We start from the raw sequence: 23,141 nt of genomic DNA, 5'->3' as shown, positions 1-23,141 counted from the left end.
CACGCCTTGAGACACCAAGAGAACCAGAGCATTCGCCGCCAACGAGCGGCATAGCAGGAGACCCGCACCATGACGCCCCCAAGCAGCGGCCAGCCGGCCGCATCCCCTGACCGTGCGCGCCATGCCGGCGCCGGCATCGACGTCCAGCAGTTCATCGACAGCCAGCCGTTCTCGCGCTTCCAGTGGATCATCCTGATCCTGTGCTTCCTGATTGTGGCGGCCGATGGCTTCGACACCGCGGCGATTGGCTTTATCGCGCCGATGCTGGCCAAGGAGTGGGGCGTCAGCCGCGCCCATCTCGGGCCGGTGATGAGCGCGGCCTTGTTCGGCCTGGCTGCCGGCGCGCTGGTGGCGGGCCCGCTGGCCGACCGCTTTGGCCGCAAGGGTGTGCTGGTCGGCTCGGTGCTGTGCTTCGGTGGCTGGAGCGTGGCATCGGCTTTTTCGACTTCGCTCGAAGCGCTCACGGTCCTGCGTTTCCTGACCGGCCTCGGCCTGGGCGCGGCCATGCCGAACGCGGTCACGCTGATGTCCGAGTACGCGCCCACGCGGCGGCGCTCGCTGGCGGTCAACGCCATGTTCTGCGGTTTTACGCTGGGCTCCTCGGCCGGGGGTTTTGCCGCGGCTTGGCTGATTCCGCACTATGGCTGGCATTCGGTGCTGCTGGTGGGCGGCGTTGCGCCGCTGCTGCTGGCCGTGCTGCTGATCTTCTTCCTGCCGGAGTCCGTGCGTTTCCTGGTGGCGCGCAAGGCCCCGGACGCGCGCATCGCAGCCGCGTTGTCCAAGGTCCACCCGGGCGTGCTGCGCGCAGACGAGCGCTTTCATGTGCAAGAGGCCGCGCCCACCGGCGCTTCCTCGCTGCGCACCATCCTGATGCCGCAGTTCCGCACCGGCACCGTGTTGCTGTGGACCACGTACTTCATGGGGCTGCTGATCTTCTACCTGCTGACGAGCTGGCTGCCGACGCTGTTCGCCGATGCGGGCTACCCGATCGAGAAGGCGGCGCTCATCACCGCGCTGTTCCCCCTGGGCGGTGGCATCGGTACGCTGACCGTGGGCTGGCTGATGGACCGCGGCCATCCGTGGCGCATCGTGGCCGGCACCTACGCGCTGACTGGCGCGCTGGTCTATGCGGTGGGCCACGGCGCCGGGGACGTGTTCCTGCTTGGCGTGCTGGTGTTTGCCGCCGGCACCTGCATGAACGGCGCGCAATCCTCCATGCCCACGCTGGCCGCCGGCTTCTATCCCACGCAATGCCGGGCCACCGGCGTGGCCTGGATGCTGGGCATTGGACGCTTTGGCGGCATCGTCGGCGCGCTGCTGGGCGCGCAGATCCTGGGATTGGGATGGAGCTTTGGCAAGATCTTCGGCCTGCTCTCGCTGCCCGCCTTTGTTGCCACCGCCGCGCTGCTGATCGCCTCGGCACGGCCACGCACCGCGGTGCGGCCTGCCGTAGGCCAGCACGATGCCGCACACTGAGCGCCGCGCCACCCGTCAAACCACCGATCCAACGTCGCCATGAATGCCCGGGTAAGCCGGTTGCGTCCATCCTTCATTGGGATGGTGTACCCGCGCGATTGGTTCGCTGGCCCACACACCCAGTGTTGCCACAGGCAGCAAGCGGCACCGCCCGCTTTGCCTGGCGTCCGGTCGCCGCCTACCATGCTAGCAAAGGTAAGCCCGGCTACAGGGCGGCTGTACCAGAGAGAAATCGTGGTGAGGCGGGGACATTTTGGCGAATTACCTGGAAGAGTACTGCACGCGCATCCGGCGCGCAGCGGCGACAGCCGTGATCGACAAACCGGTGCTGGTGGATCGCGATGGCATCTACACGATGTGCTACGTGCCGTTCGAACACAGCCATGAGCACGCGCGGCTGGTATTGGTGAGCACCACGCCCGGGCACACCCACGTGCAGCTGGCGGCGGAGCTGACCGAGAGCCTGCTGCAGCGGCATGCGCCCGGGCGCACCATCCAGCGCGAGAACAAACGGCGCGCGGAACTTGGCGGCCCGCTCGTGCGGCCCAACCTGATTCGCATGCTGGATCACTTCGGCATCGCGCAACTGGTCGGCCTGCCCGGCGCCGCGGCGCTCTGGGACGAAGGCTTCGAGCGGCTGCAGCCGCTGGCCTTGCTGCCCTATGCCACCACGCGGCGCGGCCTGGCTTTCGATGGCGACCTGGAAGAACTGATGGCGGTGCCGATGCTGCGCAGGGTGTTCGAGAACCTGTTCCTCGGCGCGCTCGGGCAGATGGATGACCAGGCGCTCTATCTGGCGCTGGGGCGCACCGCGTGGTCCGCGCTGGGCCATGCCGCTGACCGTGGCCTGCTGCAGCGCCGGCAACTGCTGGGCATGATGCCTGTGCCCGCGCGCGCGGGCAGCATGGTGAAGTACTTCCTGCGCGAGGTCAGCGTCGATGCACTCTCCCCGCGGGACCCTGTGCGCCATCGCACCGCATGGCTCGACGCCGCGCATGACGAACTGGTGGCGGCGGTGCGACGGCAAAGGCAGCACGACGCGGACGCGAGCCAGCCCGGCACGGCGGCGACCTGCCTGGAGGCTTGAAGCCGGCCGCCGGCCACCTCTCGATATGCCTAAATCATCACCCCACGTCGGTGGGGTTCATGTTGCACTTTGGCGCGCCGTTAGCCTTCTGTGAGGGAATTGCCTCCCTCGACATTCCCGATCGGCGGCCCCTCGTGGCCGCCTCTTTTTTTGTGCGCGCGCTCAGACGCTCACGCGCTCAAGTGCCCGGACACTCAGGCCCGCAGGTGCCAGGCCCGCAAGTACTGGAACAAGTCCAGCCCGTGCGTGCCGTGGAACCACACGTGGCGCGACAACGCCAGTGCGCCCATCCACGAAGCCGCGACCACCAGCAGATCGCAGCGTCCGCTCTTCCACCAGTTCAGCGAATGCCGCCCGAGAATCCAGGGCACGCCGAGTGGGTTGGGCCAATCGGCCAGCAAGTGCATGAGCCCGCCACAGGCAAACCCGAACGCCGGCGCGGCCAGCGCGTGCGTGCCCAGGGCACGGTGCGCAAACACCAGCAGCGCCAGCCAGGCGATGCCCCAGTGCGTCCAGGTGCGGTGTGTGATCCACAGCCGCCGGGATCTGGACCACCAGGCGACCTCCAGCCAGTCAGGCGCGCCGCCACCGGCCACGCCCGCAAAAAAGGCAAGCACCGCGGCCATGTGATAAGGGCCACCGGCACCAGACTTGGCGACCACCGCGGCGGCGGCGAGGCCTGCCGCCCATCCGGTGGCATGGTGTGCTTTGCTGGAAGCCATGACGTAGATGCGCCCACCGGGGGCCGTGAAATGAAGGGGCGCAATGGTGGCAGATCGCACCGCAAAAGAACAGGGCTCGGAGCCCGGCTTCGGCTTGCACGCATCCGCCGCGCGCGCTAAGTTGGAAGCTGCTTGCGGAAAACGCGCCGCACACCTTGGGAGCGGGTCATGAGATCGCAAATTGCCCGGCGGGCCCGCGCAATCCTGGCGGCATCCCTGTGGCTAGCCGCGGCGGCACATGGCCAGCCGGTGGAATCCGGGCCGCTCACCATCGGCGGCTCGCTGATGGTGGAAGGCCCCCTGACCGTCCATGGCACGCTGACCGTGGACGGCAGCGTCCTTGCGCACGGCCCGCTGACCGCAGCGTGGTTTGCCAATCGCCCACCGGTCTATGGACAGCCGCCTGGCGCAGGGCGGCAAAAGGTGTTTCACGGCCCGCTCACCGTGCACGGGCCCTTGGTGGTGGAAGGCAACCTGCTGGTCAACGGGCCGGTCAACGTCGATGGGCCACTTAGCGCGGGCGGCGGCATCGATGCCGACGGCCCCATGCGCGAGCGGCGGCGCCAATGACACGCCGGTCGATCAGGCCGATTGCAGGCGCGCGGACGTGCGCCTGCCAGTCATCGCGAGCGCCGCGCCGCCGACGATGAGCGCGGCCGCGCCTGCCAGCGTCCACGTCAGCGTGGCAAAGCCGAACCCCACCAGCAGCAGCGTAGCCATCAGCGGCGTGGCATATGACAACACCCCCAGCAACGCCAGGCGACCGTGCTTGGTGCCGTGGTCCCACGCCGCGAACGCCACGCCGGTCGGCCCCGCGCCCAGCAGCAGCGCCGCGAGCCATTCGCCGGCGCTCGGCATCACGGTGGATTCCAGCGCAAGGTGGCACAAGGCACCGCACAGGGCCACTGCCCCGCACACGCTGACCATGGTGGTACTTGGCACCTCGCCGTAGCGCCGGTTGGCAACCGAGTAGCCCGACCAGATCACGGCGCATGCGAGCGCGGCCAGGTAGCCCGTCACCGCGCCGGCCTGCGCGCCTGCCGGCAAGGCCGCCGGCGCGGCTTGCGGCGTGCCCGTGACGATCAGCAAGGTGCCGAGGAACCCCAGCACCGCGGCAGCGACCTGCCGCCGGCCCAAGGCGCCACCCGGCGCCAGTGCGCAGAACAACACCATCAGCAAGGGCCAGAGATAGGCCAGCAAGCTGGCCTCGGCGGGCGGGATCACCGCGAACGCGTAGAAATACAGGGCGTGGTAGAAAAAGATGGCGCCAAAGGCGAAGAGCCATGCCCGGGCCCGGCTGCCTGGCGGCAAGCATGGCGCAGCGGTGCACCGCTGCCGCGCCAGCCACGGCAGCCCCAACAGGAATGCCACGCCGAAGCTCAGCGCCAGCAATTCGAATGGCGGCAAGCGGCGGGCCTGGGCGGTCAGCAGCGGAAGCGTGGCCCACAGCAGCAGCGCGAAGGCGCCGATGGCGGTGGGGCTGATCAGGCGGCCAGCAGGATTGGAGTGGGTGGGCATGGCAGTGGTGTCGAGAGTCAACGCGAGACGCAGGCGATCCCGCATGGACAGCATCGTGGCCATGCCCCCGCCGCCTGTCTTGGCAATTACGGCTATGCGATGCGCGCGCCGTTTGACGATTTGCGAGGGAGAATAAACAGGGGCTTCCCATCGCGAAAAAAGGGCGCTATAATCGCGCCCCTCGCGACACGAAATGTACATCACGTAGCGAGCAAGTCTAAGTCCCCATCGTCTAGAGGCCTAGGACATCACCCTTTCACGGTGAGTACAGGGGTTCGAATCCCCTTGGGGACGCCAGTTTCGAGAGCAACGCCACCAAGCGCAGCCTCAACACGAGCGTCGGAAACCGCAACAAGCGGGTTCCACAGCCACTGCGGAGTGGTAGTTCAGTTGGTTAGAATACCGGCCTGTCACGCCGGGGGTCGCGGGTTCGAGTCCCGTCCACTCCGCCAGTCAGTATATGTAAAAGCTTGCTGCTATCGAAATAGCAGCAAGCTTTTTTTATTTCAAGCCTGGCATCTGCCCTTGATGCGGCACACACCGCGCGTTGCGATTGCTGGCGCCGCCCGGCGTCTGCGCGCGGCGATAACGCCGGTGCCGGCGACATAGAGGCTAAGCGACGCACACCAGTGCACCGTCCGTGCCCACCCGCCCCGGCAATCGCACTCAAATCCAGCCCAAGCCTTCAGCCCGATGCCGCCGCGCGCGGCAGCTTGACCACAAAGCTCGACCCCTGCCCTTCCTTGCTGGTGACCAGGACCTCGCCCTGGTGCAGGTCGACTGCCAGCTTGACCAGGTACAGGCCAACGCCCGCGCCTGCCGTGCCGGCGACGTTGCCGCCGCGCACAAAGCGCTCGAAGATATGCTCGCGGTCCTTGTCCGGGATGCCCATGCCGCGATCGGACACGGACACGCGAATCATGTCGGCACCGCCGGAAACATGCACGGTAACCGGCGTGCCTGCGGGCGAATACTTGATCGCGTTGCCAACCAGGTTGCTGAAAGCCTGGAACAGCAGCTTGGCGTCGCCATGGAAGATCTCATTCACGCCGGGGTCGATGATCTCCTCGATGACGGCCGTGGGGGAACTCTCGCGGTGCATCTCGCAGACTTCGTGCATCAGCAGGGTCAGTGAAAAGTCGACGCCTTGCAGCGTGGCAAGGCGCCCGCCGTCCAGCAGTTGCGAGGAATCGAGCAGGTGGTCGATCAGGTTGGTCATGCGCCGCACGGCAACACGGATCCGCCCGCAGCGCTCGCCGAGGACTTCGGCGGTGGGCGCCTCCTTCATGCGCATGAGCCGCTGCGCATGGCCGTCGATCACATTGAGCGGCGTGCGAAACTCGTGCGAGGCCATCGAGACGAAATTGCGCTGGAGCACCGCCAGGCGCCGCTCGTTTTCCAGCGTGTCCAGCAGCATCGTGGTCTGGGCAGCCAGCGCCGCCTTGCTGCGCTCCAGTTCGATCGTATTGTCGCGAAAGCGCACCACGGCGCGGGCGATTTCACCGATCTCATCCTTGCGCCCGGCGCCGGGGATCTCCACGTGGGGATCGTTGTCCATGATGCGGTGCATGCGCTCGACCAGCCCCGCGATGGGATTCGACACGGCCCTGACCAGATAGATCACCGCCGCGATCACGAGGAAGCCCGACACCAGGATGGCGCCGGCAATCAGTTGCCGGGCCTCGTGATAGGCATCCGCCTCGCGCTCGGTTGCCTGCGCGGCGCCGACGACGTTGCGCTCGGTCAGCACGCCCAGCGTGCCGTTAGCCTGCTCGAAGGCGCGGCGCGACTCGCCGCGATAAAGCGCCACGGCCTGCGTCGTGTCCTTCTGGTGGGCCAGCAAGACCACGTGATCGACCAGTTGCCGGTAAGCCGACCACTGCGCCATGAACTGCTCGTAGAGCGCCAGCTCGGCCGGATCGTGCTCGATCCGGCCATAGCGGGCCTCGACCTCCTTGATCACATCGTCCAGCCGACTGATCTGCCCCTCGGCCGCGCGCAGGTCGGCGCGCGTCGTCGCGATCAGCGCGTCGCCCTCGAACGCGCGGTAGTCCGAAATATAATTGTTGAGGTCGCCCAGGATGCGGTTGCTCAGCAGCCAGCGGCCGCTGATCTGCGCCGAGACGCTGTGAAAGTTACTGAGCCGGTTGATACCAAACAGGCCCACACCCACCACCAGCAGCAGGAACAGCACGAACACGAGCGACAGCCGGACGCGAATCGGCCTGAGCATTGGGACTGAATCGGGCAGCCCGACCAGGCGCCGCCCCAGGCCGCGACGCACTCGCCGGCTGGCGGGCGCCGGACGAATCGAGTGATTCATAAGACTTTTATCCTGAATTTCGCTACGCTGTACCTCGGCGGGCCGCAAGGCGCGGCTCGCTGCCGCCACCAAGGACCACCATGACCGATGCCCGCCGGAAGATCCTCTGTATCGAGGACGATGCCGAAACGGCCGCGCTGATCGCAGAAGAGTTGATCGAGCGGGGCTTTGCCGTGAGCATCGCGCACGACGGCCAGCAAGGTTTTGCCGCCATTTTGCGCGACACGCCGGACCTCGTCCTTTGCGACGTGAGTATGCCAGTGATGACCGGTTTCGAACTGCTGGAGAAGATCACCTCGCTGGCGCCACGCTTTGCCGACATGCCCTTCGTGTTCCTCACGGCGCTGGCGCAGCGCGAGGCCGAACTCAGGGGGCGCAGGCTCGGGGCCGACGACTATGTGACCAAACCGGTCGATTTCGACATATTGTCCAGCATTGTCGAGGCTCGCCTTGCGCGGGTTGCCCGCACGCGGCCGGGGCTGCCGGCCGTGCAGCTCAGCGAGCGCGAGGTGGAAGCACTGGTTTGGTCGGCGCGCGGCAAGACCTCGGGCGAGATCGCCACCATCCTCGGCCTGTCCAAGCGCACGGTCGACTTCCATATTGACAACGCTCGCCAGAAACTCGGCGTGGCCACCCGCATCGAAGCGGTCGTCAAGGCCGCGTCCGCCGGCATTATCAAGCCCTAGCGGCGCGGCCGCCCCCCGTCCTACTGTGATCAATCACAGTACTCGGCGGCGGCCAATCCACATAGAATCGGCGCAATTTCATCGCTCCCGGAGCACGGGTTAGCGGGATTTTACGACCAGGGCGCCAGCCCCGGGGTCCACGGCGTCATGGCCGGATCTACCCGCGCCGACGATATGAGCAGATTTCAGCAGCAACGACCCACGCGAGCCGAGGTCGATCCTACCGCCAGCCGCGCGAACGTGTATCCCCATGCGGACGACCTGCGCCGCGCCACGACGCTGATCCATGTGCGTGCGAGCGGCGCGGCAGGCGTCTCCGATGCCGACCTGACCGCTTTCCTGCTGACCGCATGGCGCAAGCTGCACAGCGCGAGCCACCGGCCGCCGCAGTGCCCGCGTTGCCGGGCCCGCAAGTCGACCTATGACGGTACCGATGGCAGTAGCCTGCCGCTCTTTCACTGCGGCGGCTGCCGGCAACGCTTCAGCCGGCTGACCGGCACGCCCATGGCACGGCTCAGGCTGGAGGACAAGGCGGAAGCCTTCTTCAACCTGGCCTCCCAGCAAGTGTCGGTCGCCGAAGCGGCGCGGCGCCTGGGGATCAAAAGCGAAACCGTCAGGCATTGGTCGATCCAGACCCGCTTGTGGCTGCTGACGCTGGATCCGCAAGGCGACTGGGAGCGGCGCGTGCAGCTCGGCGTTCGTTACGCGGTACTGCCGGCGAACTCCCGCGGCGAGCCCGCAAGCGCCGCGCGCGAGTGCAAGTGCACCATCGCCTCCGACGATAGCGATGCGCTCGCCGAAATGGAAAACGCGCCCCTGTTGATCCGGGTGTGCCCGCTATGCGAACAGACGGCGCACTAGCATGGAATAAACCAGATAAAGGAAAGGCAGGCTCTTTTTTTACGGCCCCAGACCTGAATTAACCAGAAACAGCATCGATCAATTCATATTGATTTCGATGTGGTTATCCTATTGCCTTTAAACACGGCCATCCATTTCTTTCGCACGCCGGATACAAAGCGTACCGCAGAATAGATGTGGTGGTCCCGGCCACTTCCTGCATCCCCCATTTCATGGGACAGCGCGCGCCAACCGGCTTGCGGCGTGACATGACCATCCGAAGGATTTCGATAGCGATTTTGCTATCGCTCCGCGGAATAGTCGATGCTGGATTCCAATTTTCAGTTCCCAATGCGGGTAATCCCCTAAATTTCCGAAAGCCATTTGCAATGTTCTGGAAGGGCAATTGAAAGCTTGTCCTGTCATAACTGTTACAAGTAGCGATGGGAGTGTTTATGATTAAAAAACCAACTAACAGAAAAGTTGGAGCAGCCGTCATCCTGGTCTTTTCTGCACGGGTCGCATGGGGGGTTCAACTGAGCGGAGATACCGATCCGGTCCCGCTTGTTCCACCTGTGCAGAAAGCGCCTGCTGCCGGCAAAGCGCCAGCCAGCGGGTGGGATCAGGCAGCGCCGCGCGGCGCCGGCGCGAGCGCCGCGCCAGCAGCCACGCTCAGTGCCGAAGAAAAGACAAAGGGCCTCGTTGGCCCCGGGTTCTCCTTATGGGAGCTGTCGGAGGAGTTGCGCGCCAGCAACCCGCAACTGATCCAGGCGCGCTCGCTCTATATGGCAGCCAAGGCCACCGTGCCGCAGATCGCCGCGCCAAACAACCCGCAGGTGGGCTTTATCTGGGGCAACCTGCCCAAGAACAGCCCGCTGGCACTGGCGCGCGCCGAGAGCTTCAGCTACACGCTCACGCAATCGATCCCGTTCCCCGGCAAGAAAGCGCTGGCCGCCGATATCGCCAACACGCAAGCCGAATCGATCGACGCGCAGCGCGACGCGCTGTACCTGCAGCTCTACGCGCAACTGAGCACGACCTACTTCCAGGCGCTGGCGCAGAAGGCGCAGCTCGATGTGCTGCGCCTCAATCTCAAGCGGCTGGAGCAGGTCAAGCAGGTGGCACGCATCCGCTACGCCAACAACGCGGCGGGCTATGTGGACTACCTCAATGCCCAGGTCGCGCAGAGCAGCGCGCAGAACGACACGTTTGGCCTGGAACGCCAGTATGACAACGCGCTCAAGACCATCAACACGCTGATCGGCAAGAATCCCGAGTTCCCGCTGGAGCTGCGCCCGGATGCCAGCGCGGTGCGCCTGCCGCCCACGCCGCTGCCCGAGCTGGAAGACATGGCCCTGCGCGAGCATCCCAATGTGCGGGCCTCGCGCTTCATGGTGGAAGCGGCCGAGAAGGGCGTGCGCCTGGCCCGCAAGGCCTACCTGCCCGACTTCCAGATCATTGGCACCTTCAATGGCAACAACCCGCCGCTGGGCTTCAAGCCGGCCAGCTACGGCATCGAGTTCGACGTGATCATCCCGCTGTTCTTCTTCACCAAGGAGAAGTACGGCGTGGATGAAGCCGTGGCCAACAAGGTGGCGTCCGACGCCAATGACCAGTCGGTGCGCCAGCAAACGCTGCTGGCGGTGGATACGGCGCACAACAACCTGCGCCAGTCGGTGAACCAGGCCGAGTTCCTGCGCCAGCGGCAATTGCCCGAGGCCATGACCGCCTACAAGATGGCCTTCACCAACTACGCCAACAACAATGCCGACTTCACCGACCTGCTGACCGCCAGCTCCGCGCTCAAGAACGCGGAACTGGCGGTGACGCAGGCCGAGTCCGAGGCGCGCCAGGCTTACTACACGCTCGCCGCCGCGGTGGGCCGGGACAAATTCTGATGGCCGCAAGGCCTTGAACCTATGAACAAGAATCTGATGATCGGCGCTGGCTTTGTGGTGGTCCTGGCCGGCGGTATCTGGGGCGGGAAGTACTGGGCCCAGTCCCAACAGCCTGAACATGCACAACAGGCGGAGCAAGCCGCCAAGGCCGGCATGGCCGCGCCCTACGCCAAGCCCGAGGCGGCAAAACCGCGCAACGTGCCGTCGCTGCTGACGCTGCCCGAAGGCGGCTTCGACCCGAACGCGGTCAAGTCCGCGGTGTTCAGCACGCAAGCCGTGACGGTCGACACGCCCACGCCCGGCAAGCTGGCCTACAACGTGCAGCAGGCCAAGCTGGCCTCGGCCCGCGTGGCCGGCCGCGTCGAGCGCATCCTGGTGTTCGAGGGTGCGGTAGTGCATGCCGGCCAGCCGCTGGCCGAGCTGTACTCGCCCGAGTACATCTCCGCGCAGAACGAATTCCTGCTCTCGCATAACGCCTTCAAGACGCTCAGCAACAGCGACCTGAAGGAACTGGTGGACGATGCCCGCCTGACCATGCAGTCGTCCGAGAACAAGCTGCGCGTGCTGGGCGCGACCACCGAGGACATCGCCCGCATCCGCGAGCGCGGCGTGGCCTCCGACACGCTGACCATCCGCGCGCCGATCGGCGGCACCATCGTCAAGCGTGACATGGACCCCGGCTCCTACCTCAATGTCGGCGACTCGCTGATGAGCATCATCGATACCCGCTCGATCTGGTTCACCGGCAACCTGTACGAGAACGACATCAAGAATGTGCGCCTGGGCCAGGTCATCGAGATCGAGACCCCGGCCTATCCGGGCCGGCACTACCGCGGGCGCGTCAGCTTTATCGCGCCCAATGTCGACGCCGATACGCACACGCTGCAGGTACGCTGTGATGTGCCCAACCCGGACGGCACGCTCAAGCCGGAGATGTACGCCACCGCGCGCATCGTCACCGGCAGCGCGCAGGCGCTGGTGGTGCCGCAATCGGCCATCGTCAAGGACCAGGGCAAGCTCTACCTGATGACGCAGCCGGACGACAAGCACATCGAGCGCGTGACGGTGCAGGGCACACCACGCAGCGACGGCACCTTCCAGGTCACCGAAGGCGTGCCGGCCGGCGCGTCGGTGCGGGTGGTGACGCAGGGCGGCATGCTGCTCAACGAAATGTTGCTCAAGCAGGAGGCCTGAGATGGTCTTCTCGCCAATCAAGAGCATCCTCAAGCGGCGCCTGGTCATCGTCTTCCTGGCCATCGGCCTGCTGGCGGCCGGCGTGCTGAGTTTCCTGCAGCTGCCGCTGCAGGCGTACCCGGGCGTGGCGCCGGTCACGGTGCAGGCCATTACGCAGTGGCCTGGGCGCAGCACGGTGGAGGTCGAGCAGCAGATCACGATTCCGGTGGAGAACGCGCTGGCCAGCGTGCCGGACGTGCAGTCCTTCCGCTCGGTCTCGCTGTTCGGGCTGTCTGTTGTGACCGTCAAGTTCAAGGAGGGCGTGGACAACTTCAAGGCCCGCCAGAACTTCGTCACCTACCTGTCGCAAGCCAACCTGCCGCCGGGCGTGCAGCCCAACCTGTCACCGGACGGCGACGCCACCGGCGAAATCCTGCGCTACCGGATCGAGGCCGACGGCATCGACGTGACCACGCTGAAGACCTACCAGGACTACAACGTCTACAAGGAGATCAAGCACGTCCCGGGCGTGGCCGATATCACGGCCTTTGGCGGCAAGGTCAAGCAATACCAGATCGTGCCGACGCCCGAGAAGCTGCAGGCTTATGGGCTCTCGCTCAAGCAGGTGGTGGATGCGGTGTCGAATGCCAACGCCAACACCGGCGGCGGCCTGATGAAGGCCGGCGAGCAGCAGTTCGTGGTGCGCGGCGTGGGCCTGCTGCAAACGCTCGACGACATCCGCAACGTCACCGTGTCGGTGTCCAACGGCGTGCCGGTGCGGGTGCGCGATATCGCAGAGGTGCGGGTGGGCAACACGCCGCGCCTGGGCATGGTGCAGTTCGACCAGCACGACGATATCGTCGAAGGCATCGTGCTGATGAAGCGCGACGAGAACGCCACCGAGGTCCTGGCGCGGGTGCGCGACAAGATCGCCGACATCAACCAGAACGTGCTGCCCAAGGGTATCCAGGTCAAGACGTTCTATGACCGGCAGAACCTGCTCGATATCACCATGGGTACCGTCGAGCATGCGCTGTTCGTCGGCATCTCGCTGGTGCTGATCGTGCTGTTCATCTTCCTCGGCAGCTTCCGCGCCGCGGCGGTGGTGGCGGCGGTGATCCCGCTGGCGCTGTGCGTGTCGTTCATCAACATGGCCCACTTCAAGGTGCCGGCCAACCTGATCTCGCTAGGGGCGATCGACTTCGGGCTGATCGTGGATGCGGCGGTGATCGTGATGGAGAACATCATGCGCCACCTGGAGGAGGGCGAGACCAATGTGGAGGATGGCATCGTCAAGGCCACCAGCGAGGTCCAGCGCGCCATGATCTTCTCCACCGGCATCATCATCGTGGCCTACTCGCCGCTGTTCTTCATGGGCGGGGTGGAAGGCATCATCTTCAAGCCGATGGCCTTCACCATGGGCTTCGCGCTGCTGGCCTCGATCGTGCTGGCGCTGACCTTCGTGCCGGCGGTGACGTCCTTTGTGTTCCGCGGCTCGCTGCGGCCGCACTCGCCGAAATTCATTGCCATCATCCTGAGCGCCTACAAGCCGCTGCTGCGCAAGCTGCTGAAAAAGCCCGGCCTGGTGTTCCTGGCCGCGTTCATCGGCCTGGCCGGCACGCTGTACAGCTCGCGCTACCTCGGCACCGAGTTCCTGCCCACGCTGGAGGAGAACAACCTGTGGCTGCGCATCACGCTGCCCAACACCGTGGATCTCGACTACTCGGCCTCCGTCGCGCGCGACCTGCGCGGCTTCTTCCGCCAGCAGCCCGAGGTGAAGACCGTGTCGGTGCAGATTGGCCGTCCGGACGACGGCACCGACTCCACCGGCGTGTTCAACCAGGAATACGCGCTGTACTTCAAGCCCCCGGCCGACTGGCCCAAGGGCGCGACCAAGCAGCAGGTGGTGGACCGCCTGTCCAAGCACCTGGATCGTATCCCGGGCATCGAGTACAACTTCTCGCAGTACATCCAGGACAACGTCAACGAGGCGCTGTCCGGGGTCAAGGGCGAGAACTCGGTGAAGATCTACGGCTCCGACCTGGTGACGCTGCAGGACAAGGCCAAGGAGGTCGAGTCCATCCTGAAGAAGGTGCCAGGCCTGGCTGACGTTGGCATCTTCAAGGAACTTGGCCAGCCCACGCTGAACATCACGGTGGACCGCGAGAAGAGCGCGCGCTTCGGCATGAATGTGAGCGACATCCAGTCCGCCGTGCAGTTTGCGATTGGCGGTGATGCGGTCACCAACATCCTGGAAGGCGAGAAGACCTTCGGCCTGTCGGTGCGGCTCAACGACCAGGCGCGCAACAACCCGGATGTCATCAACCGCTTGCTGGTGGATACGCCGGACGGCCAGCGCATTCCGCTGTCGATGGTGGCCAAGGTGGAAGCCACCGACGGACCGTTCTTCGTCTACCGCGAAACCGGCAAGCGCTATATCGCCATCAAGTTCGGCGTGCGCGGACGAGATCTTGGCAGCGCGGTGGCCGAGGCGCAGGACAAGGTCGGCAAGGCGGTGACGCTGCCGGCAGGCTACAGCATCTTCTGGGATGGCCAGTTCAACCAGATGAAGATCGCGCAGAAGAAGCTGGCGGTGATCGTGCCGCTGACCATCCTGGTGATCTTCCTGCTGCTGTACAGCACCTTTGGCAACTTCAAGGATGCGCTGATGGTGGTGCTGAACGTGCCGTTCGCGGCCATCGGTGGCTTGCTGGCGCTGCATATCGCGGGAGAGACCTTGTCGATCTCGGCGGGCATCGGGTTCTTGTCGCTGTTCGGCATCGCGATCCAGGACGGGGTGATCCTGATCTCCTACGTCAACCGGCTGGCGCAGTCCGAAGACTTGCATGAAGCCGTGGTCGAAGGCGCCGCGCTGCGCTTGCGCCCGGTGGTGATGACGGCCATGCTGGCGGGCCTGGGGCTGTTGCCCGCGGCGCTGTCGCACGGCATCGGCTCGGAGGCGCAACGGCCGCTGGCGCTGGTGATCGTGGGCGGCATGGTGACCACCACGCTGCTGACGCTGCTGGTGCTGCCGGTGGTGTTCTCCTGGGTCAACCGCCATCGCGGGCGCAAGGGCGGCCCGGACGCGGCCTCGCTGACGCCGGCTGAAGGCATCTGAACCTGAACCAACCAGTGGCCGGCACGCCCCGGGCGGACCGGCCACGCAACGGGAGTCCATCATGAGCATACGAAAAAATGCACCGGCGGCACTACTCGCCATCCTGCTTTGTGCCGGCGTCGGGGTTGCCGGCGCCGCGTCGCCGAAGTCGTCGGCCAGCGGCAAGGGACAGTCGGCGCAGTCAGGGCAATCCGCCAAGCAGTCGAGCCGGAACTCGGTGCTGCCTTCCAACGTGCGGAAATAACCGGCCGGCGAGCCTCAGGCGCCGATAGGAATCAAGCCTTGGTTCCCGTCGGCGCCTGCTTCGAACACATCGCGCAGCCACTGCACGAACACCCGCACCCGCCCGGAATGCCCCCTCCGCTTCTTCCAGGTCGGCTATCAGGCGCACGCAGCGCCGGTAATGCGCTCCGCCGTCGTGCGTGAGCCGCGCCGTGCGGGTGGTGCGCTCCAGCAGCCGGGCGCCTGGCGCGGGACGGTTTCGCCGTCGCCATCAACGACGCGGCCGGCGCGGCCCAGGCCGACGCCCTCGTGGCCGAACTGAAGGCCGCTGGCGCGTCGACCATCGCAGTGCAGGGCGTGCTGGTCAACAACGCTGGCGCCGATGCCGGCTGGGTCAACGGCCAGATCCTGCGCGCCAACGGCGGCTTGGCCTGAGCGCTTGCGCGGCAAGGCATCCGGACGCGGGCTACCGCTACTACGCCAAGATCTTCGGCAATGCGGCTGCCGACGCGCACACAAAGACCCGGGCCGCTGCCTACAATGGAGACAATAAGAACAATGACGGCGACCATCGGGCAATCGACCATGACCCCCCATCTGGCTTTGACGCATTCCCCCCGCTCGGTGGCGCCGCGCGCTCACGTGCTGGCCACCCTGCTAGCCTGCGGCCTGCTGCTCGCGCACGCTGCGCCGGCCCGAGCGCAGGCATCGGCAGCATCGGCGCCGGCGGCCGCCCCCGGCGCCGCCTTCTCCGCCGGCACGCCCGGCGGCCCGCTGCCGCCCGGGTGGAAGAACCTGCCGGTGGCGCACGGCAAGGCGTCGACCCACTACAGCCTGGTGGCGCAGGACCACGCCACAGTGCTGGAAGCCGACGCGACCGCCTCCGCCTCCGCGCTGATGCACAAGGGCAACAACCTGGACCTGGAGGCCACCCCGCAGGTCAGCTGGCGCTGGAAGGTGGAACACCCGATCGACGAAGCCGACAACAGCGTCGCCGCCAAGGAAGACGCGCCGGCGCGCCTGGTGTTCATGTTCGATGGAGATACGGACAAGCTATCGCTGGGCGAGCGCACCGCCATCAAGCTGGCCAAGACGCTGGCGGGCGAGGAACTGCCCTATGCCACGCTGATGTACATCTGGTCAAACACCGCGCCGGTCGGCACGGTCATCGACAACCCCCACACCTCGCGGGTCAAGATGATCGTGGTGTCAGGCGGGCCCGACACCGCCGGCAAGTGGCTCACGCTGAGCCGCAACGTGGAGCAGGACTTCGAGCATGCCTTCAAGGAGAAGCCCGGCAAGCTGACCGCCTACGGCCTGCTCACCGATACCGACAACACGGGCGGGAACGCACGGGCCTGGTATGGGGATATCCGGTTCGGGGCGGCGAAGTAGCGTCGCGTGCCACGGCAAACGCGGATTGCAGTCGTCGCTTGCCAGTCATTCAAAGGGGTTCAGAACACGCGCCCCGGTACCAGCAAAATCACTAACGTTGCGCGTCACTACGGTGAGGTCGTGAATCAGCGCCGTCGCCGCGATCAGTTTGTCCAAGGCATGCTCCGCGTGGGGGACACGAAGGCGCCCCCATAGCTGACCGATTTCCGCATCTACCGCGAGGATATGTGCCCCGAACTCTTGCAGCACCGTGTCGAGCCACGTGGCAAGAAGCGCGCCTTGCGCATGATCTCCCCGATGCTGGATCAGCTCGACGCCACGCCGAAGTTCGCCGACAGTGACGACCGACAAGTACAGCTCACTCTCCTGCTTTGCCGCTTGGCGAAAGAATGCTCGAACACCCTTGTCGGCACGCTCGCGCTTCCTCATCTCACTGATGACATTGGTGTCAATCAAATACATGCGCGGCCCCGCCCGGCTGATCGACGCGCTCGAAATCGCTGTCCTCGCCGACATCTGGCATGCTTGCCAACACCTCGGCAAAGCTCTTGCGCCTGGTCGTGTGCAACGCCCGCGCAAGAATTTCACGGTGCTCGGCCTCAGCGCTACGACCGTGTGCAGCAGCCTGCTCACGCAGCCTCTGTACTAGCGCTTCATCAATCCCTCGAACCAGCAGATTTGCCATGATCCCCCTCCTGCAATGCCATCCAAAAACGATAGCATTGATATCATTGCGATGCAATCGTGGATCGCATCGCAATGATGCCTGCGCAGGACGGGTGAGCAATCCGCCTTAGCCTGCCAGGAACCCGCAAACCGCCTGCGCAAACCCCTCCGGCTGCTCCCAGTTCGACAAGTGGGCCCCGTCCAGCTCCACGTAGCGCGCCCCGGCAATCCCTTGCGCCACTTCGCGGCCTTGCGCTGGCGTGGTGGCCAGGTCGTGTGTTCCCGCAATCACCAGCACCGGGCTGGCGATGCGCTGCAGCTGCGCGCGCAGGTCGGCGTCGCGCACGGCGGCGCAGTTGGCCGTGTAGCCTTCGGGCGATGCGTCCAGCAGCATCTGGCGCACGGGCGCGATGCGCGCGGCGTTGCCGGCCAGCCAGGCGGCGCTGAACCAGCGCGCCAGCACCGCATCGACGATGGCGGCCATGCCCTGGCTGCGCACCGTCTGGATGCGCGTGTCCCAGCCGCTGGCCGGGCCGATGAGGGCGGCGGTATTGGCCAGCACGAAGCGGTCGAAACGCTCGGGGTGATTGGCCGCCAGCCACATGCCGGTCATGCCGCCCATCGACAGCCCGCAAAAATGCGCGCGCCCGATGCCGGCGTGATCCATGATGGCCAGCACGTCCTGGCCGAGTTCGGTAAACCCGAACGGCGCCGCGCCCGGGGACGGCAGGCCGGAGCCCCCGTGGCCGCGGGTGTCGTAGCGCAGCACGCGAAAGCGCGGCAGCAGGCTATCCATCTGCGGCGCCCACATCTGCATATCGGTGCCCAGCGAGTTGGACATGACCAGCACGGGCGCGTTGGGCGCCCCCTCGATCTCGTAATGCAGCGCGATGCCTTGGTGCAATGCAGTGGTCATGGCGTTCTCAGTCCGCGCGGATGCCGCGCTCGCGGATCAGCTTGCCCCATTTATCGGTTTCGGCAGCGAGGTGCTTGCCCAGCTGCGCGGGCGTGCTGCCGATCGGCTCGGCGCCGATGGCGGCCAGGCGGGTACGCACCGACGGCTTGGCCAGCGCGTCCACCATGGCCTGGTTCAGGCGCGCGACCACGGCGGGCGGCGTCTTGGCCGGGACAAAGGCGGCGAACCACGGCGACAGGTCATAGCCCTTGACGCCGGCTTCGGCCAGGGTCGGCACGTTCGGCAGCGTCGACGAGCGCTTGGCGGTGGTCACCGCGATCGGCGTGAGCTTGCCGGAGTCGATATGCGGCTTGGCCGAGGTGATGCTGTCGAACATATAGTCGACCTGGCCGCCCAGCAGGTCCGTCATGGCCGGGCCGCTGCCCTTGTAGGGCACGTGGAGCATCTTGACGCCGGTGAGCGAGGTGAACAGCTCGCCGGCCAGGTGAATCGAGGTGCCGTTGCCGGCGGAGGCATAGGTGTACTTGTCCGGCGTGGCGCGCGCCGCGGCGATCAGGTCGGGCACCGTGGCGGGCAGCTTCTTGGCCTTGCTGGTGACGAGCACGTTAGGCACCACCGCCAGGAGCGAGACCGGCGCGAAGTCCTTCACCGGGTCATAGCTGAGGCGGCCGTACAGCGCGGGGTTCACCGCCATGCCGTTGGCGACGATGATCAGCGTGTAGCCATCCGCGGGCGAGCGCGCCACCATCTCGGCGCCGATATTGCCGCCGGCGCCGGGGCGGTTTTCCACCACGATGGACTGGCCCAGGCTCTTCGACATTTCCTCGCCCAGCGTGCGGGCGATATTGTCCATCGCACCGCCCGCGGGGAATGGCACGACCCAGCGGATCGGGTGATCGGGATAGGTGTCGGCATGGGCGGCGGACGGCAGCACGGCCAGGGTGGCCAGCGCACAGGCGTAGGCGGCCCACGCGCGCAGGAATGGCAAGCGCATCAGAGTCTCCTCCAAGTGGATTCGGAGTTGGTGTTGGCGTTGGACCGCGGCCATCGGGGGCCGCGGCGGTATTCAGGGTAACGGCGAGCCGGCCGGCTTACTTGATCGACGACGGGTGCTTGGCCAGCGGCGTGACATGGATTTCCATGTACGGGAACAGCGGCAGGCTGGAGAGCATGGTGTGCAGTTCGTCGTTGGACTCGGCATCGAACACGCTGTAGTTGGCGTACTCGCCCACCACGCGCCACAGATGCGGCCACTTGCCCTGGCGCTGCAGGTCCTGCGAGTACGCCTTCTCACGCGCCTTGATCTCGTCGGCCTGCGCGGCCGGCATATCCACCGGCATCTTTACGTCCATTCTCACCAGAAACAACATGCTTGAATCCTCGGTCTATGTTTGCTTGGGCAGCGCCTCAGGCGGCGCGGCGGTAATGGGCCAGCTTGTCTTCGTCCAGCGTCAGGCCAAGCCCCGGGCCAACCGGCAGGTGCAAGGCAAAGTCACGGTACTCGGGGCGCGCCGTCACCACATCATCCTTGAGAAGCAGCGGGCCGAACAGCTCGGTGCCCCAGGCCAGCCGCGGCAGCGTGGCAAAGCCGTGGGCAGCGGCAATGGTGCCCACGCTGCCTTCCAGCATGGTGCCGCCGTACAGCGCGATGCCGGCAGCGTCGCCTACCGCCGCTGTGCGCAGCATCTCGAAGATGCCACCGGACTTGGAGATCTTCAGCGCAAACACGTCCGCGCCCGCAATGCGCGCCAGTTCCATCGCGTCCTCGGGGCCGCATACGGCCTCATCGGCCATCACCGGCACCACGAAGCGCGCCGCCAGCCGGGCCAGCGCGCCACGCTGCTCGCGCGGCACGGGCTGCTCGACGAGATCGATGCCGGCGGCTTCCAGCATGGCGATGCCGGTGGCGGCATCGGCTTCGTTCCAGGCCTGGTTGACGTCCACCGTCACGCGGGCACGGTCGCCCAGCGCGCGCTTGATGGCGGACACATGGGCCACGTCATCGCGCACGCTGCGACGGCCGATCTTGAGCTTGAAGGTGTTGTGGCGGCGCTCGGCGAGCAGGGTTTCGGCTTCTTCGATATCGCGGCCGGTATCTCCGCTGGCGAGCGTCCACAGGCAGGCCAGGTTCGGCCGCACCGCGCCGCCCAGCAACTCGGACAGGGGCAGGCCCAGGCGCTTGCCCTGCGCATCGAGCAGCGCGGACTCCAGCGCCGACTTGGCGAAGCGGTTTCCCCGCGCCACCGAAGCCAGGCGCTGCATGGCGGCGTGGATATTGCACGCGTCGATGCCGGCCAGTGCGGGCGCCAGGTAGGTATCGATGGTCAGCTTGATGCCCTCGGGGCTTTCGTCGCCGTAGCTCAGGCCGCCGATGGTGGTGGCTTCGCCAATCCCCTCGATGCCGTCGCTGCAACGCAGCCGCACGATCACCAGGGTCTGGCGCTGCATGGTGGTCATGGCAAGCTGGTGTGCCCGGATGGTGGGCAGGTCGACCAGGATGGCTTCGACGGAGGTGACGGTTGCTTTCATGCTGGGTGTCTGCCAAGTATGGAATACGTTGAGAAGCAGTATGTGGCTTGACATCCAGGGTGTCCAAGACCGAGTATGTCCCGATCAATACCTTTTAAGTATGAAAGGACGGGGTCATGGAGCTACGTCACCTGCGTTATTTCCAGGCCGTTGCGGCCGAACTCAACTTCACCCGCGCGGCTGAGCGCCTGCATATCGCCCAGCCGCCGCTGTCGCGCCAGATCCGCCAGCTGGAGGACGAAATCGGCACCGTGCTGCTGGACCGTTCCTCGCGCGCGGTGCGGCTGACCGAGGCCGGCCGCTTCCTGCTGGAGCAATCGCTGCAGCTCAACCAGCGCATCGACGAGATCGTGGAAGGCACGCGGCGTATCGGCCGCAATGAAAAGCGCTGGTTCGGCATCGGCTTCGTGCCATCGGTGCTCTATGGCTTCCTGCCGGAACTGATCCGGCTGGTGCGGGGTTCCGATGCGGCGCTGGAGGTGGGCTTGTCGGAGCTGACCACCGTACAGCAGATGGAAGCGCTGAAAGCCGGCCGCATCGATATCGGCTTCGGCCGCATCGTGCTGGACGACCCCGCCATCACCCGCACGGTGGTCATGGCCGAAACGCTGGTGGCCGCCGTGCCCAGCGGCCACCCGGCGCTCAAGGGTCTGCCCATGACGCCGGCGCAGCTGGCGGCCCACCCCTTCGTGCTCTACCCGGCACGGCCCCGCCCCAGCTACGCCGACCACGTGCTGGCGCTGTTCCGCACGCAGGGCCTGCAGTTGCGCGTGGCGCAGGAGGCCAATGAGCTGCAGACCGCCATCGGCCTTGTGGCGGCGGGGCTTGGGATCTGCCTGGTGCCGGCATCGGTGCAGCGCCTGCACCGCGACGACGTGGCCTACGTGCCGATTGACGCACCCGGCTTTACCTCACCAGTGATGATGAGCTATCGCAGCGACGACAGCTCGGCACTACTGGCCGAGGTGGTCAGGCGCGTCGGCGAACTGGCCGGGACACCGCCATCGGCCTGAAATCCCGCACCGGCCATGAGAAAACCCGGTGGCATCCCATGAATGGGTGATGCGCGAAGGCCGGCCGGTTTGTAGAGTGCCTTCATAAAAAGGATACGGGGAAATCGTGCCATCGATGCACTCAGGGTCACTATCGGGCCACGCCGCGCCACGGCCAGGCGGCCTGCTCATTGCGCTGCTAAAAGCGTGCGGGGACACGCTGCGCAAGGTCTGGCGCGGCGAGCAAGGTGAGGCAGCACTCACCTTGCTCCAACCGCCCACGGCGCGCAACGCCACCTCCGCCCTGGCGCCGGACTGCGCCTTGCGCCTGCAACTCACCTACGCCGACACGCCGCTGACGCCCGGTGTGCCCCGGGTCACCGCCACCGCCGCGGTGCTGCGGGGCGACGGCACCGACATTACCGCTTCTGTACCCCCGTCCGCATGGACCTGGCGCCAGGCTTCCGGCCTGTCGATGCGGGCCGGCTACGGCGCGGTCACGGTCGATACCGAGGGCCAGGGGCATGCCGTGTGCGTTTGCCCGCAGGGGGCCAGCGTGTCGGTTTCCGGCACCAGCCGCGCGGCCTGCCAGACGATGGCATCGGGGATGGAAGTGACCGTTTTGCTAGCCAGCGGCGAGCGCTTGAGCCAACGCTTCCAACTGGGCCTGGCCGGGCTGGAATAAGCCAGGCAAGCCCGGACACAAGAACGCGGCCAGCCCATCGGCGGTCGCCGGCCACCCCGCAAGTCACCCCGCCAGTCACCCCTTGAGGTACATGTTCAGCCGCTTGGCGGCGTTGCGGAGGTGGGTTTCCGCCGCCTGCGCCGCCCGCTCGGGATCGCCCGCCACGATCGCGTCGTAGATGGTCTTGTGCTCTTCCTGCACGGCCTCGACCATGTCCGCGTGATGGCTCTTGGTATTGCTCCTCGCCTGCCGGATCACGCGCCGCGCGCCGTGCTCCAGGTGTTCGCTCAAGGCCTGGAAGTGCGGGTTGTGCGTCGCCTCGACGATGGCCTGGTGAAAGGCGAAGTCCTCTTCATCGCCCAACCTGTCGTTGGCGATCTCATACTCCATGCCGATCAGCGCGCGCCGGATCCGCTTGAGGTCTTCCGGCGTGCGGCGCATGGCCGCGAATTTGGTAGCCGCCACTTCAATCGTCACCAGCAGCTCCATCACCATGGCCAGCGAGTCTTTCTCGTCAATGGCCACGTCCTGCATGCGAAACGCCTGGCGCTGGCTGCGCTCGGTCACGAACACGCCGCTGCCCGCCTTGGGCGCAACCAGCCCCTCCGACTTGAGCTGCGACAGGGCCTCGCGCACCACCGCGCGGCTGACCGAGAACTGCTCGCACAGCAAGCGCTCGCTGGGCAGGCGGTCGCCCACGGCGAACTCGCCCGCCTGGATTGCCTGGATCAGGCGCCTGGCGATCTCGTCCGGCAAATGTTTGGGCTCGGGATGGAACATGGTTCCCTCCGGGCGCTGGGTGGGCGGCGGCGCTGCGGCACCGGGCACGGTCTTGTTCAATACGGGCTCCCTGGCGCCAGCCAGCTTCCGGCTGGCGCATGATCTTAAATTGGTC

23 protein-coding genes, 2 tRNA genes and 1 pseudogene are annotated in these 23,141 nt (G+C 66.2%); 15 read left to right on the top strand and 11 right to left on the bottom strand.

From position 1 onward, the window contains the following. The first annotated feature begins 69 nt into the window (after positions 1 to 69). Together F7R26_RS22245 and F7R26_RS22240 are read left to right on the top strand one after the other, a co-directional pair. Positions 70 to 1,476: an MFS transporter gene (locus tag F7R26_RS22245; RefSeq protein WP_150984418.1), complete on the top strand. Its 1,407-nt coding sequence runs from the start codon at positions 70 to 72 to the stop codon at positions 1,474 to 1,476. Between the two features lie 253 nt (positions 1,477 to 1,729). Beyond that, a complete protein-coding gene (locus F7R26_RS22240; RefSeq protein WP_150984419.1) occupies positions 1,730 to 2,563 on the top strand; it encodes a hypothetical protein in 834 nt (277 codons plus the stop codon). A gap of 194 nt (positions 2,564 to 2,757) precedes the next feature. On the opposite strand, the gene F7R26_RS22235 is transcribed toward F7R26_RS22240, so the two are convergent. Further along, positions 2,758 to 3,285 (bottom strand): metal-dependent hydrolase, encoded by a 528-nt coding sequence (locus F7R26_RS22235; RefSeq protein WP_150984420.1) that lies wholly within the window; start codon positions 3,283 to 3,285, stop codon positions 2,758 to 2,760. Between the two features lie 168 nt (positions 3,286 to 3,453). Here F7R26_RS22235 and F7R26_RS22230 point away from each other — a divergent pair, with 168 nt between their 5' ends. Continuing rightward, a complete protein-coding gene (locus F7R26_RS22230; RefSeq protein WP_150984421.1) occupies positions 3,454 to 3,855 on the top strand; it encodes a hypothetical protein in 402 nt (133 codons plus the stop codon). Positions 3,856 to 3,867: 12 nt separating this feature from the next. Here F7R26_RS22230 and F7R26_RS22225 read toward each other — a convergent pair whose 3' ends face one another. Then, positions 3,868 to 4,866 (bottom strand): DMT family transporter, encoded by a 999-nt coding sequence (locus tag F7R26_RS22225; RefSeq protein ID WP_206702550.1) that lies wholly within the window; start codon positions 4,864 to 4,866, stop codon positions 3,868 to 3,870. Positions 4,867 to 5,024: 158 nt separating this feature from the next. Here F7R26_RS22225 and F7R26_RS22220 point away from each other — a divergent pair. Next, positions 5,025 to 5,100: transfer RNA gene (locus F7R26_RS22220), tRNA-Glu, on the top strand. Positions 5,101 to 5,178: 78 nt separating this feature from the next. Next, a tRNA-Asp gene (locus F7R26_RS22215) sits at positions 5,179 to 5,255 on the top strand. Between the two features lie 233 nt (positions 5,256 to 5,488). Here the strand turns inward: F7R26_RS22215 and F7R26_RS22210 are convergent. After that, entirely contained in the window at positions 5,489 to 7,126 is a 1,638-nt protein-coding gene (locus tag F7R26_RS22210; protein ID WP_150984422.1) for a sensor histidine kinase, read from the bottom strand. Between the two features lie 80 nt (positions 7,127 to 7,206). Between F7R26_RS22210 and F7R26_RS22205 the strand changes: the two genes are divergently transcribed. The 6 genes from F7R26_RS22205 to F7R26_RS22180 all read left to right on the top strand — a co-directional run bounded on the left by F7R26_RS22205 (position 7,207) and on the right by F7R26_RS22180 (position 15,085). Continuing rightward, on the top strand, positions 7,207 to 7,812 hold the full coding sequence (locus F7R26_RS22205; RefSeq protein WP_150984423.1) for a response regulator transcription factor: 606 nt from the start codon (positions 7,207 to 7,209) through the stop codon (positions 7,810 to 7,812). A 174-nt stretch (positions 7,813 to 7,986) separates the two neighbouring features. After that, a complete protein-coding gene (locus tag F7R26_RS22200; RefSeq protein ID WP_150984424.1) occupies positions 7,987 to 8,673 on the top strand; it encodes a DUF746 domain-containing protein in 687 nt (228 codons plus the stop codon). Between the two features lie 554 nt (positions 8,674 to 9,227). Beyond that, complete coding sequence (locus tag F7R26_RS22195; protein WP_241754679.1) at positions 9,228 to 10,550, top strand: TolC family protein; 1,323 nt, start codon at positions 9,228 to 9,230, stop codon at positions 10,548 to 10,550. A gap of 21 nt (positions 10,551 to 10,571) precedes the next feature. Then, positions 10,572 to 11,744 (top strand): efflux RND transporter periplasmic adaptor subunit, encoded by a 1,173-nt coding sequence (locus tag F7R26_RS22190; RefSeq protein ID WP_150984425.1) that lies wholly within the window; start codon positions 10,572 to 10,574, stop codon positions 11,742 to 11,744. Between the two features lies 1 nt (position 11,745). Continuing rightward, entirely contained in the window at positions 11,746 to 14,841 is a 3,096-nt protein-coding gene (locus tag F7R26_RS22185) for an efflux RND transporter permease subunit (RefSeq protein WP_150984426.1), read from the top strand. Positions 14,842 to 14,902: 61 nt separating this feature from the next. Beyond that, positions 14,903 to 15,085, top strand: a complete 183-nt coding sequence (locus F7R26_RS22180) for a hypothetical protein (protein WP_150984427.1) — start codon at positions 14,903 to 14,905, stop codon at positions 15,083 to 15,085. Between the two features lie 93 nt (positions 15,086 to 15,178). Here F7R26_RS22180 and F7R26_RS22175 read toward each other — a convergent pair. Continuing rightward, positions 15,179 to 15,307, bottom strand: a pseudogene (locus tag F7R26_RS22175) (LysR family transcriptional regulator); the annotation flags it as partial. A gap of 65 nt (positions 15,308 to 15,372) precedes the next feature. On the opposite strand from F7R26_RS22175, the gene F7R26_RS41810 reads away from it, so the two are divergent. Beyond that, the gene (locus F7R26_RS41810) at positions 15,373 to 15,498 is read left to right on the top strand and encodes a hypothetical protein (RefSeq protein WP_416351359.1); all 126 of its coding nucleotides are present in this window, start codon (positions 15,373 to 15,375) and stop codon (positions 15,496 to 15,498) included. Positions 15,499 to 15,621: 123 nt separating this feature from the next. Then, positions 15,622 to 16,458: a DUF3047 domain-containing protein gene (locus tag F7R26_RS22165; protein WP_150984428.1), complete on the top strand. Its 837-nt coding sequence runs from the start codon at positions 15,622 to 15,624 to the stop codon at positions 16,456 to 16,458. A 45-nt stretch (positions 16,459 to 16,503) separates the two neighbouring features. Here the strand turns inward: F7R26_RS22165 and F7R26_RS22160 are convergent, their stop codons facing one another. The 6 genes from F7R26_RS22160 to F7R26_RS22135 all read right to left on the bottom strand — a co-directional run bounded on the left by F7R26_RS22160 (position 16,504) and on the right by F7R26_RS22135 (position 20,569). Next, complete coding sequence (locus F7R26_RS22160) at positions 16,504 to 16,920, bottom strand: type II toxin-antitoxin system VapC family toxin (RefSeq protein ID WP_150984429.1); 417 nt, start codon at positions 16,918 to 16,920, stop codon at positions 16,504 to 16,506. Next, positions 16,907 to 17,143, bottom strand: coding sequence for a FitA-like ribbon-helix-helix domain-containing protein (locus F7R26_RS22155; RefSeq protein ID WP_150984430.1), 237 nt, complete (start codon positions 17,141 to 17,143; stop codon positions 16,907 to 16,909). Before F7R26_RS22155 ends, F7R26_RS22160 begins: the two co-directional genes overlap by 14 nt. 108 nt (positions 17,144 to 17,251) lie before the next feature. Beyond that, positions 17,252 to 18,040: a 3-oxoadipate enol-lactonase gene (gene pcaD, locus F7R26_RS22150; RefSeq protein ID WP_150984431.1), complete on the bottom strand. Its 789-nt coding sequence runs from the start codon at positions 18,038 to 18,040 to the stop codon at positions 17,252 to 17,254. A 7-nt stretch (positions 18,041 to 18,047) separates the two neighbouring features. After that, on the bottom strand, positions 18,048 to 19,034 hold the full coding sequence (locus F7R26_RS22145) for a tripartite tricarboxylate transporter substrate binding protein (protein ID WP_150984432.1): 987 nt from the start codon (positions 19,032 to 19,034) through the stop codon (positions 18,048 to 18,050). Positions 19,035 to 19,131: 97 nt separating this feature from the next. Further along, a complete protein-coding gene (gene catC, locus F7R26_RS22140; RefSeq protein WP_150984433.1) occupies positions 19,132 to 19,410 on the bottom strand; it encodes a muconolactone Delta-isomerase in 279 nt (92 codons plus the stop codon). A gap of 37 nt (positions 19,411 to 19,447) precedes the next feature. Next, positions 19,448 to 20,569 (bottom strand): muconate/chloromuconate family cycloisomerase, encoded by a 1,122-nt coding sequence (locus tag F7R26_RS22135; RefSeq protein WP_043352961.1) that lies wholly within the window; start codon positions 20,567 to 20,569, stop codon positions 19,448 to 19,450. A gap of 116 nt (positions 20,570 to 20,685) precedes the next feature. Here F7R26_RS22135 and F7R26_RS22130 point away from each other — a divergent pair, with 116 nt between their 5' ends. Beyond that, positions 20,686 to 21,582, top strand: coding sequence for a LysR family transcriptional regulator (locus F7R26_RS22130; protein WP_150984434.1), 897 nt, complete (start codon positions 20,686 to 20,688; stop codon positions 21,580 to 21,582). 106 nt (positions 21,583 to 21,688) lie between these two features. Next, a complete protein-coding gene (locus tag F7R26_RS22125; RefSeq protein WP_150984435.1) occupies positions 21,689 to 22,246 on the top strand; it encodes a hypothetical protein in 558 nt (185 codons plus the stop codon). A gap of 75 nt (positions 22,247 to 22,321) precedes the next feature. On the opposite strand, the gene F7R26_RS22120 is transcribed toward F7R26_RS22125, so the two are convergent. Continuing rightward, the gene (locus F7R26_RS22120) at positions 22,322 to 23,026 is read right to left on the bottom strand and encodes a FadR/GntR family transcriptional regulator (protein WP_150984478.1); all 705 of its coding nucleotides are present in this window, start codon (positions 23,024 to 23,026) and stop codon (positions 22,322 to 22,324) included. Positions 23,027 to 23,141 lie beyond the last annotated feature (115 nt).

This window comes from Cupriavidus basilensis (assembly GCF_008801925.2).
GTDB lineage: Bacteria > Pseudomonadota > Gammaproteobacteria > Burkholderiales > Burkholderiaceae > Cupriavidus > Cupriavidus basilensis.
This window is presented reverse-complemented; position numbering and strand designations above follow the sequence as displayed.

Excerpts from the sequence above, each read along its gene's own strand:
- F7R26_RS22165 (WP_150984428.1), top strand. The coding sequence starts at position 15,622 with ATGACGGCGACCATCGGGCAATCGACCATGACCCCCCATCTGGCTTTG.
- F7R26_RS22190 (WP_150984425.1), top strand. The coding sequence starts at position 10,572 with ATGAACAAGAATCTGATGATCGGCGCTGGCTTTGTGGTGGTCCTGGCC.
- F7R26_RS22230 (WP_150984421.1), top strand. The coding sequence starts at position 3,454 with ATGAGATCGCAAATTGCCCGGCGGGCCCGCGCAATCCTGGCGGCATCC.
- F7R26_RS22130 (WP_150984434.1), top strand. The coding sequence starts at position 20,686 with ATGGAGCTACGTCACCTGCGTTATTTCCAGGCCGTTGCGGCCGAACTC.
- pcaD (WP_150984431.1), bottom strand. The coding sequence starts at position 18,040 with ATGACCACTGCATTGCACCAAGGCATCGCGCTGCATTACGAGATCGAG.
- F7R26_RS22155 (WP_150984430.1), bottom strand. The coding sequence starts at position 17,143 with ATGGCAAATCTGCTGGTTCGAGGGATTGATGAAGCGCTAGTACAGAGG.
- F7R26_RS22205 (WP_150984423.1), top strand. The coding sequence starts at position 7,207 with ATGACCGATGCCCGCCGGAAGATCCTCTGTATCGAGGACGATGCCGAA.
- F7R26_RS22135 (WP_043352961.1), bottom strand. The coding sequence starts at position 20,569 with ATGAAAGCAACCGTCACCTCCGTCGAAGCCATCCTGGTCGACCTGCCC.
- F7R26_RS22120 (WP_150984478.1), bottom strand. The coding sequence starts at position 23,026 with ATGTTCCATCCCGAGCCCAAACATTTGCCGGACGAGATCGCCAGGCGC.
- F7R26_RS22210 (WP_150984422.1), bottom strand. The coding sequence starts at position 7,126 with ATGAATCACTCGATTCGTCCGGCGCCCGCCAGCCGGCGAGTGCGTCGC.
- catC (WP_150984433.1), bottom strand. The coding sequence starts at position 19,410 with ATGTTGTTTCTGGTGAGAATGGACGTAAAGATGCCGGTGGATATGCCG.
- F7R26_RS22225 (WP_206702550.1), bottom strand. The coding sequence starts at position 4,866 with ATGGCCACGATGCTGTCCATGCGGGATCGCCTGCGTCTCGCGTTGACT.
- F7R26_RS22145 (WP_150984432.1), bottom strand. The coding sequence starts at position 19,034 with ATGCGCTTGCCATTCCTGCGCGCGTGGGCCGCCTACGCCTGTGCGCTG.
- F7R26_RS22185 (WP_150984426.1), top strand. The coding sequence starts at position 11,746 with ATGGTCTTCTCGCCAATCAAGAGCATCCTCAAGCGGCGCCTGGTCATC.
- F7R26_RS22235 (WP_150984420.1), bottom strand. The coding sequence starts at position 3,285 with ATGGCTTCCAGCAAAGCACACCATGCCACCGGATGGGCGGCAGGCCTC.
- F7R26_RS22200 (WP_150984424.1), top strand. The coding sequence starts at position 7,987 with ATGAGCAGATTTCAGCAGCAACGACCCACGCGAGCCGAGGTCGATCCT.
- F7R26_RS22160 (WP_150984429.1), bottom strand. The coding sequence starts at position 16,920 with ATGTATTTGATTGACACCAATGTCATCAGTGAGATGAGGAAGCGCGAG.
- F7R26_RS22180 (WP_150984427.1), top strand. The coding sequence starts at position 14,903 with ATGAGCATACGAAAAAATGCACCGGCGGCACTACTCGCCATCCTGCTT.
- F7R26_RS22245 (WP_150984418.1), top strand. The coding sequence starts at position 70 with ATGACGCCCCCAAGCAGCGGCCAGCCGGCCGCATCCCCTGACCGTGCG.